This window comes from uncultured Campylobacter sp. (assembly GCF_938045345.1).
Classification (GTDB): Bacteria; Campylobacterota; Campylobacteria; order Campylobacterales; family Campylobacteraceae; genus Campylobacter_B.
In genome coordinates, this window is record NZ_CALIMS010000056.1 from 16,986 (window position 1) to 31,924 (window position 14,939).

Genomic DNA, 14,939 nt, shown 5'->3' on the forward strand with positions numbered 1-14,939 from the left:
AAAAAGGCAAAAAATGCTTACCAATCCCGTATTTATCAGTATCTGTGTGATGTGCGCGCTGTGCTTGCTGAGGTGCAACGTAATGCTCGCGATCCTAATCGGCACGATATGCGCCGTGCTCTCAAGCAAGATCCCGCTGGGCGATGCCATAAATTTATTCATAAACGGCAACCCCGAAAACGCCGGCAGCCTCGGCATGGGCGGAAATTTAGAAACCGCGCTTTCGTATCTACTGCTAGGCGTCATCGCAAGCGCGATCTCAAAGACCAACCTAACGGCGATTTTGGTGCGCGCGGTGGCAAATTTAATCAGCGACAAAAAATACGTCTTTATCTTTTCGATCGCCTTTTTTGCGTGCTTCTCACAAAATTTAATCCCCGTGCATATCGCTTTTATCCCGATTTTGATCCCGCCGCTAGTCAAGATCATGAACTCGCTAAAGATAGACCGCCGCGCCGTAGCGTGCGCGCTGACGTTCGGCCTGCAGACGCCGTATATGGCGCTGCCGCTGGGATTTGGACTTATCTTTATGGGATTAATCGAAAAAAATATGAACGCAAACGGCATCGCAGTAAGCCTAAGCGATATATCGAGCGTGATGTGGCTAAGCGCCGTGCCGATGCTCGCGGGCCTCATCCTAGCCGTGATCTGCTACCGCAAGCCGAGGGAGTATGCCGAAACCAAACAGAGCCTGGATGCGCATTTTAGCGAGCTTAAGATGGGTATGCGCGAATGGGGCGCGCTAGCGGGCATCGCGGTGTGCTTCGCGGTGCAAATTTGGATTAAATCGCTTCCGTTTGCCGCGCTTAGCGGAATTTTAGTAATGCTTGCTAGCAAAGGCATCGAGTGGAAGAAGCTCGATAGCGTATTTGACGAAGGCGTGCATATGATGGGCTACATCGCGTTTTTGATGCTGATCGCCGCAGGATACGGCACGATCTTAAAAGAAACCGGCGGCGTGAACGAGCTGGTACACGTAGCGAGCACTTTAAGCGGCGGTAAGCTCGGCGGCGCGCTGCTGATGATCGGCATCGGACTGCTCGTGACGATGGGTATCGGCTCGAGCTTCGGCACGATCCCTATCATCGCTACGATATACTGCCCGCTAGCCGCGCAGTTGGGCTTTAGTACGGCGGCGACGATCTTTATCATCGGCGTGGCTGCGGGTATCGGCGATGCGGGCTCGCCTGCGAGCGATAGCACGCTCGGGCCTACCGTGGGGCTGAATATCGACGGCGAGCATAGCCATATGTGGGATACCTGCGTGCCGACCTTTATTTTCTTTAATATCCCGCTAATCATATTCGGCATAATCTTTTCGATGATGCTTTGAAATTTTATAAAATTTAGCCGCGTGGCGTTGCTCGTAAATTTTATAAATTTACGAATGCGGTCATTTTTAAATTTAGCTGTGCGGCTTTACTTTTAAATTTGCTCGCGCGATCTACTTAAATTTAACCGCTCGCGGCGCGTTGATGAAAATCATTGCTAAAATTTGAAATTTCACATAAAATGGGCGTAATTTCATAGCAAGGAGCGGTGGTGGAGCAAATTTACCCTTACGTGCAGATCGTCCATCTCATCTGCGCCATTATCTTTTTGGGCTACATATTTTTCGACGTCGTGATTTTTATGCGGCTTAAAGGCACGCTGGGTGCGGATTTTGAGCGCGTTAAAAAAGCGATCGGCTCGCGCGCGATTAAAATCATGCCGGTTTGTCTTTTTACGCTGATAATCACCGGCGGAATGATGATGAGCCGCTGGGTCGGGAGCACTAACGGCGGATATTTCGGCACGCCGCTTCAAAAAATCTTTATGCTAAAGGTCACGCTCGCGCTCATCATCGCCGTGTGCGTAGCGATAAATTTAAGCTGCCGCGCGATGGGAAGGCCCGCGCCTGAGTTTTTACGAGCAAATATCCATAAAATCGCTTTTGTATTCGGCTTCATCATCGTGCTTTGCGCCAAGCTGATGTTTGTAGTATGATTTATAGCGCAAAATTTAGCGCTGGCCGCGCACTTTTATCGTGGAATTCTATAACGCGGCAAAGATTTAATTTTGCTTGCTTTTAAAATACGACGCTTGCTAAAAATTTTAAAATTCCAATTTATCGAGCGGGCATAGGGATTTAAGAATTTTAAATTCCGCCGCGTCTGCACCAAAGCACGAAATTTTAAAATTCCACTCCTTTCTTGTGCTATTTTGCCAAATGCAACCTGCAAGATTTGATCTTATAAAATTTTAAAATTTCATCGCAAGCTTTAAAGTGCTCGTAAAATTTCTCGCCCAATCCTACGCTGAAAATTTTGTAAAATTCCGTGACTTTAAAATTTTGCAAAATTTTAAAAATTTTAAATTCTATCGCTAGGACGCGGATAAGAATTCTAAAAGAAGTTCGCGCAAAATCGAAGCAAATAATGAAAAAGCGAATTTATTTGGCGACTTTACTTACTATTTAATAATCATTAAAGATATAAAAAGCTAAAATTGCTTTTCGCCTGCGGGCGAATTTAATGTCTGCTTGCCATTCGGGCGGGATTTTGAGGTTTCCCGTAGCCGTGGCAATGGTTTTGAAATTATTTATGAGAAAGGAAAAGGATGAAGAAATTTCTCTTAAGTCTGCTCGTCGCAGCTTTGGCTAGTAGCGCGCTTTGCGCTAGGTCGCTCTCCGAGATCAAAAGTAGCGGAGTACTTAGAATAGGCGTTTATGACGCGCAGCCGCCGTTTAGCAAGATAGAAGACGGCGTGCATCAGGGCTTTGAGGTTGATATGGCAAATGCCATCGCTAAAGATATGCTTCCATCGGGCGGAAAGGTGGAGTTTACCTCCGTGCTTGCAAATCAACGTATAAAATTCCTACAAGAAGATAAGGTCGACGCGGTTATTGCAACTCTTACCGTAACTCCGGAGCGCGAGAAGCAGATCGATTTTACGACCCCGTATTTTAGCGTCAATATAGGCATTTTGACCCGCGTCGAAGATAAGATTAAATCCTTAAATGAATTGCAAGATAAAACTATTTTAGTTCTTAGCGGCGGTACCGCAGAAACATACTTTGAAAAGCAAGGCTATAATATCGCCAGATGCGATAACGCAAACGCCTGCTATAAGGCGCTAAAAGCCGGACAGGGCGACGGGTATGCCGACGATAACCTAGTCGTGCTGGCTTATCCGGTATTAGATAAAAAGGTTGAAGTAAATATCAAAAATTTAGGCACTTCGGATTTCTTAGCCATCGGTGTGAAAAAGGGCAATTCGGAGCTTTTGGATTTTCTAAACGGCGAGCTAATCAAGCTAAGCAAAGAGGGCTTTTTCAAAAATTCGTTCGATAATTTCATCGAGCCTTACTACAAAGGAACTGCAGAGAAAAAGTATTTCTTGCTGGATGATCTTTATAGCTTGCTGTAATTTTAAAAAAGGGGGACGCTATGAAAAAGATAATCTTGGCGTTAATGCTGGCTGCGTGTTCGCTTCTTAGCAACACTTTGACTCAAATCAAAGAAAAAGGGGTTATTCGAATCGGTATAGATGGCTCATCTCCGCCGTTTAGTGTCGCTAAAGCTGGCGAATATAGCGGCTTTGAGATACTCTTAATCGAAGGGCTTGTTAAAGAAATTTTCGGTGATAAAGGCAGCAAGATACAATATGTCGTAACGGTAGGCGATGATCGTATAAAAGCGGTGCAGGATAACAGAGTTGATTTGGATATCGCACTAATCTCGGTTACAAAAGAGCGCGAGAAGCTGGTAGATTTCTCCGATCCATACTTTAGCGTAAATATCGGCGTGCTAACTCGTAGCGACGATAATATCAGAAAGGTCTCCGATCTAAACGGAAAGACTATACTGGCGCAGCCCGGTACTACTGTGTTTGATTACTTTACGAAACAGGGCTATAACGTAGTACCGTGTGCGAGCGCGAATGAATGCTTTAATGATCTAAAATCGGGTAAGGGCGACGGATACGGCGATGATAATCTACTTGTATTTGCTTACGCTGTAGTCGACCGCAAAGTCGAAGTAAATATCAAGAATTTAGGCTCGACGGACTTCCTGGCCATCGCGGTGCAAAAGGGCAATACCGAGCTGCTTAACGCGGTAAATGCGGGACTAATTGAGCTAAGTAAAAAGGGTTTTTTTACAAAAATTTTTGATGAGAGTATTGAGCCTTTTTATAAAGGCACCATTGATAAAAAGTATTTCTTGCTGGACGATCTTTACAGCTTGTTTTGATTTAAAGCGGCGATGGATGGAATTCTATTCGCTGGCAAATTTTAGTAAAATTTAAAGGAATTTTATGAAAAAGATTATATTTGCGTTGTTAATCGCTTCGTGTTCGTTATTTGCTAACTCTTTAGCGCAGATCAAAGAAAAAGGGCTCATTCGTATCGGAATAGACGGCTCACTGCCGCCGCTTAGCGTCTCCGAGGACGGCAAATACAGCGGTTTTGAAATTTCGCTTATTGAAGAGCTTTCAAAGGAAATTTTCGGCGATAAGGGCGGCAAAATCGAATATGTCGTAACTCTAGGCAATGATCGTATCACAGCTGTGCAAGATAACAAGGTCGATTTGGATATCGCAGCCATCACGGTTACGAAAGAGCGCGAGAAGCTAGTGGATTTTTCAAATCCTTACTTTAGCGTAAATATCGGCGTGCTAACTCGCACCGATGATAATATAAAAACCGTAGACGATTTACAAGATAAAGAAATTTTAGCAGAGCCCGGCACTACGGCTTTTGATTATTTTAGCAAGGAAGGATTTAAGGTTATCTCATGCGCTAGTTCGAGCGAATGTTTCCGCGCGCTAAAATCCGGTCGCGGCAGCGGCTATGCGGACGATAATATGGTAGTTTTGGGCTATTCGGTCGTAGATCGCAAGGTAGAGGTAAATATCAAGAATTTAGGCACGACGGACTTTTTAGCTATCGCGGTGCAAAAAGGTAACGATGACTTGCTAAACGCTCTAAACGACGGGCTTGTCAAGCTCAGCAAAAATGGCTTTTTCAAGAAAATTTTCAACGACAGCATCGATCCTTTTTACAAAGGCAAGGCTGAGAAAAAATATTTCTTGTTAGATGATCTTTATAAAATGTTTTAATTCAAAGGACAAAATATGAAAAAAATTCTACTAAGTATTTTGCTGGGTGCTGGCGCGCTTTGCGCTAATTCCCTAGCAGATATCAAGCAAGCAGGCGAAATTCGCATAGGCTTGCAAGATTCCCAGCCTCCGTTTAGCTTCGATGATAACGGTACGCTGAAGGGCTTTGAGGTTGATTTGGCAAACGAGCTAGTTAAAAATCTATTTGGCAATAAAAAGATCAAAATCGACTTTATCTCCGTAGCATCTAAAGATCGCGTTCCCTCACTGGAGCAAAACAAAGTAGATCTCATCATATCCAAGCTTACCGTCACAAAAGACCGCGTTCAGAAAGTTGATTTTTCCTATCCGTATTATTCAGTGCAGATCGGCGTGCTAAGCCGTAAGGACGATAATATTTCAAGAATCGATCAGATCGCGCATAAAAAAATCCTAAGCGTTAAAGGCACAACTGCCGAGGAGCACTTCAAAAACGCGGGCTATGAGATTGCGACATGTGCCGATGCGAATGAATGCGTCGCCAGACTAAAGGCTGGCGAGGGCATAGGCTTTGCCGACGATAATACGGTCGTACTCGGATACGCTAGAAACGATGCCGCGCTTGATGCAAAAATCATCAACCTTGGCAAGGTAGATTATATCGCCGTTGCCCTATCTAAGGGCAATACCGAGTTACTTGATGCGGTTAATAGCAGCCTGGTAAAAATGTATAAAGCGAAATTTTTCCATAAGGCTTTTGACGAGGATATCAAGCCATACTACGGCGGCAAGATCGATAAAAAGCACTTCACGCTCGATGAGGTTTATAGCCTGTTTTAAATTTAGATGTATTTAAAATTTTAAGGCGCCCTTTGACATCCAAACATACGCGCAGCCGCGATATTTGATCGCAGCTTGCTTTGTCGCCAAGGCTTCGGCGGCATTTATAATTTAAATTCCGTATTTTTGCGGGTCCGGTTGCGATATAAAATTTTATGAGATTTTGATATGCAGTTACGAAAGATTGTGGCTTCTAAAAGATAGTCGGTCGTGCGAAATTCTAATCCGAGTAGTAAAATTTTATATCCTTTTTCAGTTGCGTCGGCAGCACGTTAAATTTAGTCCTAAAAATTTTAGAAAAATGCGATAAATTATTATATCCGACCATTTTGGCGGCTTCGTTTACGCTGATTTGATCTAGACTTAATAGCTCTTTTGCAATCTCAAGCCGTTCATTTGTCAGCATCGCATAAACGCTCGTGCCAAAATATGCTTTAAAATCCCTTTTTAGTGCAAATTCATTCGTGGCGCAAAGATGAGCGAGCTCTTTAATACTAGGTGGATTTTGCATATTTTCGAGTAATATTTTCTTTGCTTTTTGAACTATTTTTATGCGATTTTCATCAAGTCTAAGCGCATTTTCGGGCTCATTAAATTTATGAAAACTTCTATAAAGCATCTCTAAAATTTTACTTTCCATAAAAATTTCGCGCATTTTGCCGTCGTATATCGCGGCATTTTCGATTTCTTTAAGGATGATATTTTGCACGGCGCTTGTTTTAAATTTCTTCATGCAAACTGCTTGATCTAAATTCAAATTTTTTAAAATTCCTAGTTCATTCGCAAAAGCGGTGCTAAGCGCTATGCATGAGCTTTTATAGTGTTTATTTTCAAGCTCGTGAACACCACGCAATTTGCTTTGCATAGTTCCGAGCCAAAGCTCGCCCTTATTTAAAACGAATTGATCTTTATCCGATCTGAAGCAGATAGGATTTTCGCCCGTATTGAAAAATAAAAATGAATAGCGGCTGCCTCGTTCGTGGCGATGTAAAAGAAAATCTCTGCAAATTATATCGCTGCTATAATATCCTATCTCTCCGCCCGTATAAAAAGAGCTAAAGTTGAATTTTATACTTTCGCTTTTAAGCTCGGTTTTGTTATACCCGCATTGCTTGGACGGCTCAATGTCGTTAGATATTTTTTGCAAAAAATCGTCTAAACTTATCTCCTTGCTCATCTTATCCCTTTAGCGTTTAAAAAAATCCCTCTACCGTTTAGTATTTCTTGATAATGCGTATCTTATTATAGTAAAATGAGTTTAAATTTTAATAAGAAAAGGGGCGTTTGTGCGCGCAATATATAAATTATCGCTGATCACTGCTATAGCGACAGCTGGGATATCGAGTGAGTTAGAAAAACAAGGCAAAAGCGTAAATTTGGGCGAAATTACCGTAGTCAGTGCTACCGGCTATCGGCAAAATATTCAAGACGCACCCGCTTCTATCTCCGTTCTTACGCAAAAAGAGATACAAAAACGTAACTACCAAGATATCTCCGCAATGCTAAAAGATTTGCCAAGTGCCTTTACCGCAACGCTAGGTGCTGCATCTAGAAAAGGCATAAGCCTAAGAGGCCTATCTCAAAAATATACGAAAATTTTAATCGACGGCAAGCCCGCGACTAGCGATAGCGCTTATAAAGGATTGAGAAGTATTGGCAGTAGCCAGAATTTCTTGCCTCCCGCAAATGCGATAGAGCGCATAGAGGTCATACGCGGTCCTATGAGCTCGCTTTACGGCAGCGACGCTATGGGCGGAGTAATAAATATCATCACCAAGGGCTTTTCAAATGAGCTTAGCGGCAATGTAAACGGATACTATACTTTTGCCAAAAAATCGCAAATAAAAGGTGATTATCAAACGGGTTTTTATCTAAACGGAGCTATCGTCCCGGACGTGCTAGGTATCGCACTTTACGGCAGATTTTTTGAAAAGATAGAGGACAAAGAGCCTTATGCAAATAGAAATAATGAAGAGACGAATATGGGCGCAAAACTGATGTATAACGTAACGCAAAACGATGAGGTAGCGCTTGATTATCGTAAAGTAAATAATAAATTTAGGCGTACATACGGGCGTACGCGAACAACCTCTGGAGGCAATAACGATATTGCGAAAGAGGATATGAAAGGCTACACTGCAAGTCTGTCTCATCAGGGAAAATACGATAAGTTTATGATAGATAGCTACGCAAATTACGATAGCATGAAAGAAAGCGGTGCTCAGGATCTGCGTCTTAGAACGACTACGCTAAATTCTAAAGGCTCATATTTTTTCGATTCAAATGCTTTGAGCTTGGGTGTGCAATACCGAAGCGAGAGATTAAACGAAGCCGCCACTACCGCAGATGAGGCAAATGTCAAAAGATGGGATTATTCGATCTACGGCGAGGATGATTTTTATCTAACTGATGATTTAACGCTAACCGGTGGAATCAGATATAACCGCGATAAGGACTACGGCGGCCATATATCGCCGCGCGCTTATGCCGTTTATCGTTTAAACGAAAGCTTTTCTATTAAAGGCGGCGTTTCGACGGGATATTCAACTCCGGATATTAAGCAGCGTAGCGAGGGCCTTGCCCTGCCGTTTGCAGGAGGTCAGGGAGCGCAGATCGGCAGAAGCTCTCTAAAGCCTGAAAGCAGCATAAGCTACGAAGGCGGGTTTTCTTACGACGATAACGATAAATTTAACTTTAGTGCTACTGCGTTTTATACCGAAATCAAAGATGGAATTTCTACCAAATTAATTTGCCGTCCAAGACCGGGAAATCCTTGCGTACATAACGGCAAAACTTACAGGCGCGGTATTTGGGACACTATAAATATCGGAGAAGCCGAGGTTAGGGGTCTAGAGCTAAGTAGCGATTATCAAATTTTAGATAATTTGAAGCTGCATGCAAACTACGCCTATACGAAATCCGAGCAAAAAACGGGTAGCGAGAAGGGTAAAACCTTAAATAATTTTCCAATCCATTCGGTAAAGCTAGGATTTGATTACGACGTAAGCTCGAAGCTAAACTTATGGTCGCAAATAAATTATTATAGTAGGACGCGCGATAGCCTAAGCTACGATGAGGATATCCGCTCATACACACTTTTTGATCTGGGCGCGAGCTATAAAGTTACAAAAGACGCAAGTTTAAATTTTACGCTTTATAATATATTCAACGAATTCGTACTAACGCGCTCGGGAAATTACCAAATGATGGTCGTAGACGGGATGAAGGCGCAGGTTGGATTTAACGTGAATTTTTAAATTCGCGGCGTATAAATTTCGTCCACGGATTTAAAATTTAAGGAAATTAATGGCGATTCTAAAAAGGAAAAAATTTTGGTTCAATGTCCACCTTATTTTGACGCTTATATGCTGTGTGCCGATCTTAATCATAGCCCTTAGCGGCGCTATTATCTCGTATCACGACGAGATTATAGATGCGTTAAATCAAAGCAAATCTTTCGTGAGTCCGAGTGGAAAAGATGCCCTCGAACCCGCCGAAATTTTAAATATTTTCAGAAAAGTCAAGCCCGGTTTTACGCTCAGTTATTATAGAATTCCTCAAAATAAAAATGAGGCGATTAGGCTTTCCGGTACAGATTCTAGCGGCGAGTTTAAATCATATTTTATAGATCCTTATAACGGCGAAATTACTTCGGAAAATATAGGCGATACGTTTATCGGCGTAATGCTAAACCTACATACCAATCTGGGATTTGGGCTAAGCAAAAACGAAACTCTGCGGCTAATAGGCAAAAATATCGTGGCGCTTAGCACGGTTATGTTTATTTTGGTCTTAATTTCAGGCGTGGTGATCTATTATCCTAGCTTTAGAGGGAAAATTTTACGCGCATTTAGGATAAATTTTAAAGCGAGAGGTTATGCGTTTTTATATAGCTTGCATGGCGCGGTCGGAGTTTTGCTGCTACCCGTTTTGCTTACGATAAGCGCTAGTGGGCTTTATTGGTCGTATGATTGGATAGCCAAAATCACCAACAGAGCGCTAGGGGAAAAGGAAATTTTTAGAAAAACGAGTTTTACCGAAGTGCGAGGATTTTCGCTTGAGGATGAAGATAAAATTTTAAATTTGCAGACGGCATTTGATATTTTTAAGCGTGAACGCGGTGAAAACTATGAATTCTTCAATATTATCGCTCAAAAAGATGGAGAAAATTTTATGATCTTTTATTTCGATAGAGGCGAAAAGAGCGAAGAGCATATGAACACGATGAGTGTAAATGTTAAAAAGGGCATCTTGCGGCATGCTCGCTATGATGATGCGAAAAGCACTATGCCGCGCCCGTTTGCTATACATAAAACCGTTTTGAGCGTGCATTCGGGCTATATCTTTGGCGAGGCGGGCAAGTTCTTATTTTGCGTAGCGGCGATTTCTGTGTTATTTTTCATAGTTACGGGATTTTGGATGAGCATAAAAAGAATTTATAAGAAAAGATAAATCTATAAATTCAAAGCGGAGAGATAGCTTATCCGTGGCGTAAATTTAAAATTTTATCCGAAGCGGTATCGCTTCTTTTCAGTTAATAAAATTTTATATACAGCGCTTTGAAATACTGCGTGCAGAGTCTTTGTGGGCCTTGTGCCGCATCTTGATTTTATTAAATTTGCTCCGGCATTTCGACCGCGCTCATTTGCCGCTCATAAAATCCCTAATATTCTGCGCGATCATCTTTATCAGCCGTTTGCGGGCCTCTATGCTCGCCCATGCGATGTGAGGCGTGATGACGACGTTGCGGCGATTTTTCACGCGCAAAAGCGGATGATCCGCCCTCATCGGCTCTGTTTGCAGCACGTCAAGCGCCGTGCGCAAGCCTCGTTCGTCCACGGCGCGAGCTAGCGCCTCCTCGTCCACGATGCCGCCGCGGCCGAAATTCATCAATATGGCTCCCTCTTTCATCTTCGCAAGCTCCGTCTCGCCGATCAATCCCGCCGTTTTTTCATTTAGCGGGGCGTGGATCGAGACGATGTCGCAGGCTCTTAAAAGCGCGTCCAGGCTCACTCTGGCAAACTCGCCGTTGTCGTTCGCGCCGCTGGTGGAGTAGTATCTCACGTTTGCGCCGAACGCAGCGGCGATGCGGGCGACCTTTTCGCCGATCTGTCCAAGTCCGATAACGCCGAATTCTTTGCCGTAAATTTCGCTGATGGGCGCGTCAATGTGAGTAAAAATTTCGCTCTCGCACCATTTGCCGCTGCTGCCGTAATCCGCGTAGTATCCGAGCGCGTTGGTTAGCGCAAACAGCGACGCGAAGGTCTGCTGCACGACGCTGTTCGTCGAATAGCCCGCCACATTTTTCACCGCGATACCGCGAGCCTGCGCGGCCTGCATGTCGATGTTATTCGTGCCAGTGGCGCTGACGCAGATCAGCTTAAGCGCGGTTTGCGCCATGATCTCATCCGTGATTAAGACTTTGTTGGTGATGACGACGCCAGCGCCCGCTAGGCGCTGTGCGGTTTGCGCGGGCTCCGTCATCTCGTAGCTTTCAAACTCGCCTAAGTTCGCGATCTCGCTAAGATCGGCATCGCTTCCCAGCGTCGCGGCATCCAAACATACGATTTTCATATTTTCCCCTTTGCGTTTAAAAATTTTAAGTCGTAGCAGCGCGGCTAAATTTAGCCGTTAAATTCCATTGCGCGATTCGGAGCACGGCGCTTAAACGGCAAATTTTAACTCTGCAAATTTAGCTATTGCGGAAATTTGCTCGCGAGATTTTACTATTGCAAAATTTACTCTCGCAAAATTTAACTATCGTGAATTCTGTCCTCGCGAAATTTAATGCTCGCAGCGCGCGGGGCGTTAAATTTTAAAATTCCAATTCATGCCGAAGCAGGCGTTAAATTTTACCGCCGCTGAAACCTGCGTCTAAATTTAAAATTTCAATTTGCGCAGAAGCGAGAGATAAATTTAATCGCTGCTGCCGCTCGCATTTAAATTTTAAATTTAGCTCGCGCGAATCTTACTCTGCACGAAATTTCAACTTACGCAAATTTAACCTGCACGAAATTTATCCGCGCAGAATTTTGGTCGTGCCGCTACGTTAAATTTCGCCGTAGCTTCCTAGCGTTAAATTTTACCGTTGAGCGGCGATAAAATTTACCGCCGCGAGAGCCTTGCTGCCAAAGCTATCGCCAAAATACTCCGCCTTAAAATTTCTCAAATTTTATAAAATTTGCTGCGCCGCTACTTTGCATCCTCGATGTAGTGCCCCACAAATTTTGAGAGATTATTGAGTATCTCGCCGCCCTTGCGGAAGCCCAGCGCGCAGCCTTCATAGGCGAAAAACACCCCCGCTTGGTAGCTCTGGGCGCGCTCGTCTTTGTTGAGCTCGTAAAATTCCTGATACAAAAATTTCTGATTTCCGTATTCGCCGCCGTTTTCCTCTATCTTTCTGCCGTCCGCGTCGAAAATCGCTATGTTCGCCCCCTCGCGCGCCAAAAACGGCTTTTTGATCATCTTTTTGCCGATGATCGGCGAAAAGGAGCTTTGTAGCAGCAGCGGGTGGTTCGGATACAGATCCCACAGGATTTTCATAATCCCCTTGCTTTGGAAAAGCAGCGTGTATGCGGGGTTTAGGATGATCGCCTTTTGATTTTGCACGATGTTTTTTAAGATGAGCGCAAGCTCGCCCTCCTCAATCGCGATCGCTTCCCAAGGGATTAGCTTGAACCAATACTCGTAGTTTTCGCCGTCAAAAAACACGCCCTCTTCGTCGTTAAATTCCACCTCGTCCACGTAGGCAAAGCGCGTCTTAAAGCCCGCATCCTCCGCGGTTTGCTGCAAAAGCTTCGTCGTCTTTTCATCCTCGACGTTGCCCGCGACGCTGCTAAATAAAATTTTCCACCCTTCGTAAAATTTAGAAAAATCCTCAAGTTCGCCGTCAAGCACCACGAGTCGCTTGAAATTATCGCGCAGCGCGTCGTAGAGGTCGTTGAACTGGCTCGCCTCGTCCATGCCGTTTTCTTTGAGCATCGCCCACTGGATAATCGCCGTCTCAAACACCGCCGTAGGCGTGTCGGCGTTAAATTCTATCAGCTTGATAGGCTTGCCGTCCAGCCCGCCTGCGAAATCGAAGCGCCCGTATAGGTGCCAGTGAACCTCGTTTTCCCAGCTTTGTTTGATTAGATCTACGAGGTTGAAGGGGATACCGAGCTCGTGGAAGAGGTTATTGTCGATGACATGCTGCGCGGCCGCGACAAACATCTCGTATAGCTCGTTCGCCGCTTCGTAATATGCATCCGCCTCCGCGGCGCTCACGCGCACGATCTCGTCGCTGACGTAAGGGGTCTCGTCTGCGTCCGTGTGCCAGTAAAAGCCGAGCTTTTCGAGATACTCGTTGCTTAACGGCGTTATCTTTTTTAGTTGCATTTTTATCCTTTTTTTAAAATTTAAATCCATTTGCGCCGCGATCTTTGCGGCTTTTGCTAGTTTTGATACGCATACGATTTCGCGTAAATTTAAAGTGCGCAAGGCACGCGGCAAAATTTAATTAGCGTAGATCATACGCGGCGATCGTGCATAAATTTAAGCTGCACGAGATATGCGGCTAAATTAAACGGCACGCAGACTGGTACAGATCGGGCGCGACAGAAGCGATGAAATTTAGCCGAGCTTTACAGCGCGTTTTTGAAAAACCCACGTCAAATCAATGCTAAATTTGGCGCAAATTTTAAAATTCTGAGCTCTAAATTTAACTCGCCGCGCAGAGCCGCTGTATGTTTCAAAGCGCGCTTAGCCGCCGAAAAATCCGCCGCTCTTGCCGCTCTTACTTCCGCCGAAAAACCCGCTCTTGCCGCTTCGCGCTTTGGCGTTTTGCTGCTTTGCTTGATTGAAGCTATTTACACTTCTGGAGTAGGCGCTCGGGCTTTTGTAGGCGGTTTGGCGCTGACTTTGGTAGGCTGGGTTGTTAAATAGCTTACCGCCGATCCACGAGCCGATGATGGCGCCCGCAGCGCTTGCCAAGATTGCTTCGCCCAGGCTCATGCCGCCGCTGCTAAGCTGCGCGTTTTGGTTGGTTAAATTTGAAGTGCCGGCGTCGATTTTGGCGTTTTCTTCGGCTAGAAGGGCTTTGGTTTCCTCATCGCTTAAAATTCTCTCCGTGCCGTCGAGCGATCTTAAGATAATCTGGGTTTTTTCGCTTGGAAATTCCTCTAAAATTTTATATTTTCCCGGCGCGACCTCTTCAAGCCGCACGAGCGCGCCTTCTTGCAGACGGACGTTTTGCTCCTGCTCCTTGTCGTCGCAGCCCGCTAACGAGCCTGCCATAACGAGCCCGAAGCCGCTTACCAGCGCATAGCTAGCGATTTTGCGTAGTTTCATTTTTTTCCTTTCAATGATTTTATATCTAAGCTTTGATTTATCAAAAGCTCGTTTCCCTCGACGCGGATAAACTCGCTCTTGCCGATGTTTTCGATGATTAGGCTTTGCGCTTTGAGGCGCTTTTTGCGTTTGAGCGATTTTACGAATTTTGCAAGGCTCGTCCATTCGCTGCGATCGAAGGTTTTTTCTTTGATTTCGACATCGTAGGGTTTGGCTTCGCGGCTTTTGCTCGAAAGCAGCGGTTTGTCGAAAAACGACAAAAAATATCTGAGCTTCTCGTCGCGCTCTTTATACATCAGCTTGATTTCATCTTTCGAAGCGATTAAAATTTCCTCTTTTTCTTTGTGAAGTCTGTCCTTATCGCTTTGCAGCGCTTCGATTTTACCTTTTAGCTCGGAGATTTCTTTGATGAGATAGTCGATGAAGCTTTGAGTGCCAGCTGTGCCACTGGTGCGCGGGCTTTTCGCAGAGTTTTGCGAAGTGGGCTCGCTTTGTTGTATTTCATCATCTAAAAGCACGTAGCGTACGCCGCCGCTTTCCTCGGCGCGCAAGGAATTTCTACGGATGCGGTTATAGACGGCTTCTTTTGAAATTCCTAAAATTTCGGCTGCTTCGCCGATCGAGACTTTTTTCATACAAAGATGCCTTTTAGCGTTTTAGGTAATTATTGCTAAATTTGCCTAAAATAGGCA

General features: G+C 44.5%; 13 protein-coding genes. 8 read left to right on the forward strand and 5 right to left on the reverse strand.

Going from position 1 to position 14,939, the window contains the following annotated elements; genetic code table 11:
* Nucleotides 1-13 precede the first annotated feature (13 nt).
* The 6 genes from Q0144_RS09610 (at nt 14) to Q0144_RS09635 (ending at nt 5,919) form a co-directional block, all read left to right on the forward strand.
* A complete protein-coding gene (locus Q0144_RS09610; RefSeq protein ID WP_298063744.1) occupies nt 14-1,333 on the forward strand; it encodes a Na+/H+ antiporter NhaC family protein in 1,320 nt (439 codons plus the stop codon).
* A 209-nt stretch (nt 1,334-1,542) separates the two neighbouring features.
* On the forward strand, nt 1,543-1,986 hold the full coding sequence (locus tag Q0144_RS09615; RefSeq protein WP_298063749.1) for a copper resistance protein CopD: 444 nt from the start codon (nt 1,543-1,545) through the stop codon (nt 1,984-1,986).
* 612 nt (nt 1,987-2,598) lie between these two features.
* Nucleotides 2,599-3,408: a transporter substrate-binding domain-containing protein gene (locus tag Q0144_RS09620; RefSeq protein ID WP_295150425.1), complete on the forward strand. Its 810-nt coding sequence runs from the start codon at nt 2,599-2,601 to the stop codon at nt 3,406-3,408.
* Between the two features lie 20 nt (nt 3,409-3,428).
* Nucleotides 3,429-4,232, forward strand: a complete 804-nt coding sequence (locus Q0144_RS09625; protein WP_297896997.1) for a transporter substrate-binding domain-containing protein — start codon at nt 3,429-3,431, stop codon at nt 4,230-4,232.
* A gap of 64 nt (nt 4,233-4,296) precedes the next feature.
* Entirely contained in the window at nt 4,297-5,100 is an 804-nt protein-coding gene (locus Q0144_RS09630) for a transporter substrate-binding domain-containing protein (protein ID WP_298063753.1), read from the forward strand.
* Between the two features lie 15 nt (nt 5,101-5,115).
* Nucleotides 5,116-5,919 carry a transporter substrate-binding domain-containing protein gene (locus Q0144_RS09635; protein WP_005872862.1) on the forward strand — a complete coding sequence of 268 codons (804 nt, stop codon included), beginning with the start codon at nt 5,116-5,118 and terminating at the stop codon, nt 5,917-5,919.
* Nucleotides 5,920-6,139: 220 nt separating this feature from the next.
* On the opposite strand, the gene Q0144_RS09640 is transcribed toward Q0144_RS09635, so the two are convergent.
* Nucleotides 6,140-7,096, reverse strand: a complete 957-nt coding sequence (locus tag Q0144_RS09640; protein WP_298063756.1) for an AraC family transcriptional regulator — start codon at nt 7,094-7,096, stop codon at nt 6,140-6,142.
* Nucleotides 7,097-7,205: 109 nt separating this feature from the next.
* Here Q0144_RS09640 and Q0144_RS09645 point away from each other — a divergent pair, with 109 nt between their 5' ends.
* Together Q0144_RS09645 and Q0144_RS09650 are read left to right on the forward strand one after the other, a co-directional pair.
* The gene (locus tag Q0144_RS09645) at nt 7,206-9,176 is read left to right on the forward strand and encodes a TonB-dependent receptor (RefSeq protein ID WP_298063759.1); all 1,971 of its coding nucleotides are present in this window, start codon (nt 7,206-7,208) and stop codon (nt 9,174-9,176) included.
* Between the two features lie 49 nt (nt 9,177-9,225).
* The gene (locus Q0144_RS09650; protein WP_298063762.1) at nt 9,226-10,371 is read left to right on the forward strand and encodes a PepSY-associated TM helix domain-containing protein; all 1,146 of its coding nucleotides are present in this window, start codon (nt 9,226-9,228) and stop codon (nt 10,369-10,371) included.
* Nucleotides 10,372-10,560: 189 nt separating this feature from the next.
* On the opposite strand, the gene Q0144_RS09655 is transcribed toward Q0144_RS09650, so the two are convergent.
* The 4 genes from Q0144_RS09655 to Q0144_RS09670 all read right to left on the reverse strand — a co-directional run bounded on the left by Q0144_RS09655 (nt 10,561) and on the right by Q0144_RS09670 (nt 14,882).
* A complete protein-coding gene (locus tag Q0144_RS09655; protein WP_298063765.1) occupies nt 10,561-11,493 on the reverse strand; it encodes a D-2-hydroxyacid dehydrogenase in 933 nt (310 codons plus the stop codon).
* Between the two features lie 618 nt (nt 11,494-12,111).
* Nucleotides 12,112-13,296 (reverse strand): glutathionylspermidine synthase family protein, encoded by a 1,185-nt coding sequence (locus tag Q0144_RS09660; RefSeq protein WP_298063767.1) that lies wholly within the window; start codon nt 13,294-13,296, stop codon nt 12,112-12,114.
* A 363-nt stretch (nt 13,297-13,659) separates the two neighbouring features.
* Nucleotides 13,660-14,247, reverse strand: coding sequence for a UPF0323 family lipoprotein (locus tag Q0144_RS09665; protein WP_298063769.1), 588 nt, complete (start codon nt 14,245-14,247; stop codon nt 13,660-13,662).
* Entirely contained in the window at nt 14,244-14,882 is a 639-nt protein-coding gene (locus Q0144_RS09670; protein ID WP_298063771.1) for a helix-turn-helix domain-containing protein, read from the reverse strand. The genes Q0144_RS09665 and Q0144_RS09670 overlap by 4 nt, the downstream gene beginning before the upstream one ends.
* Nucleotides 14,883-14,939: the final 57 nt, after the last annotated feature.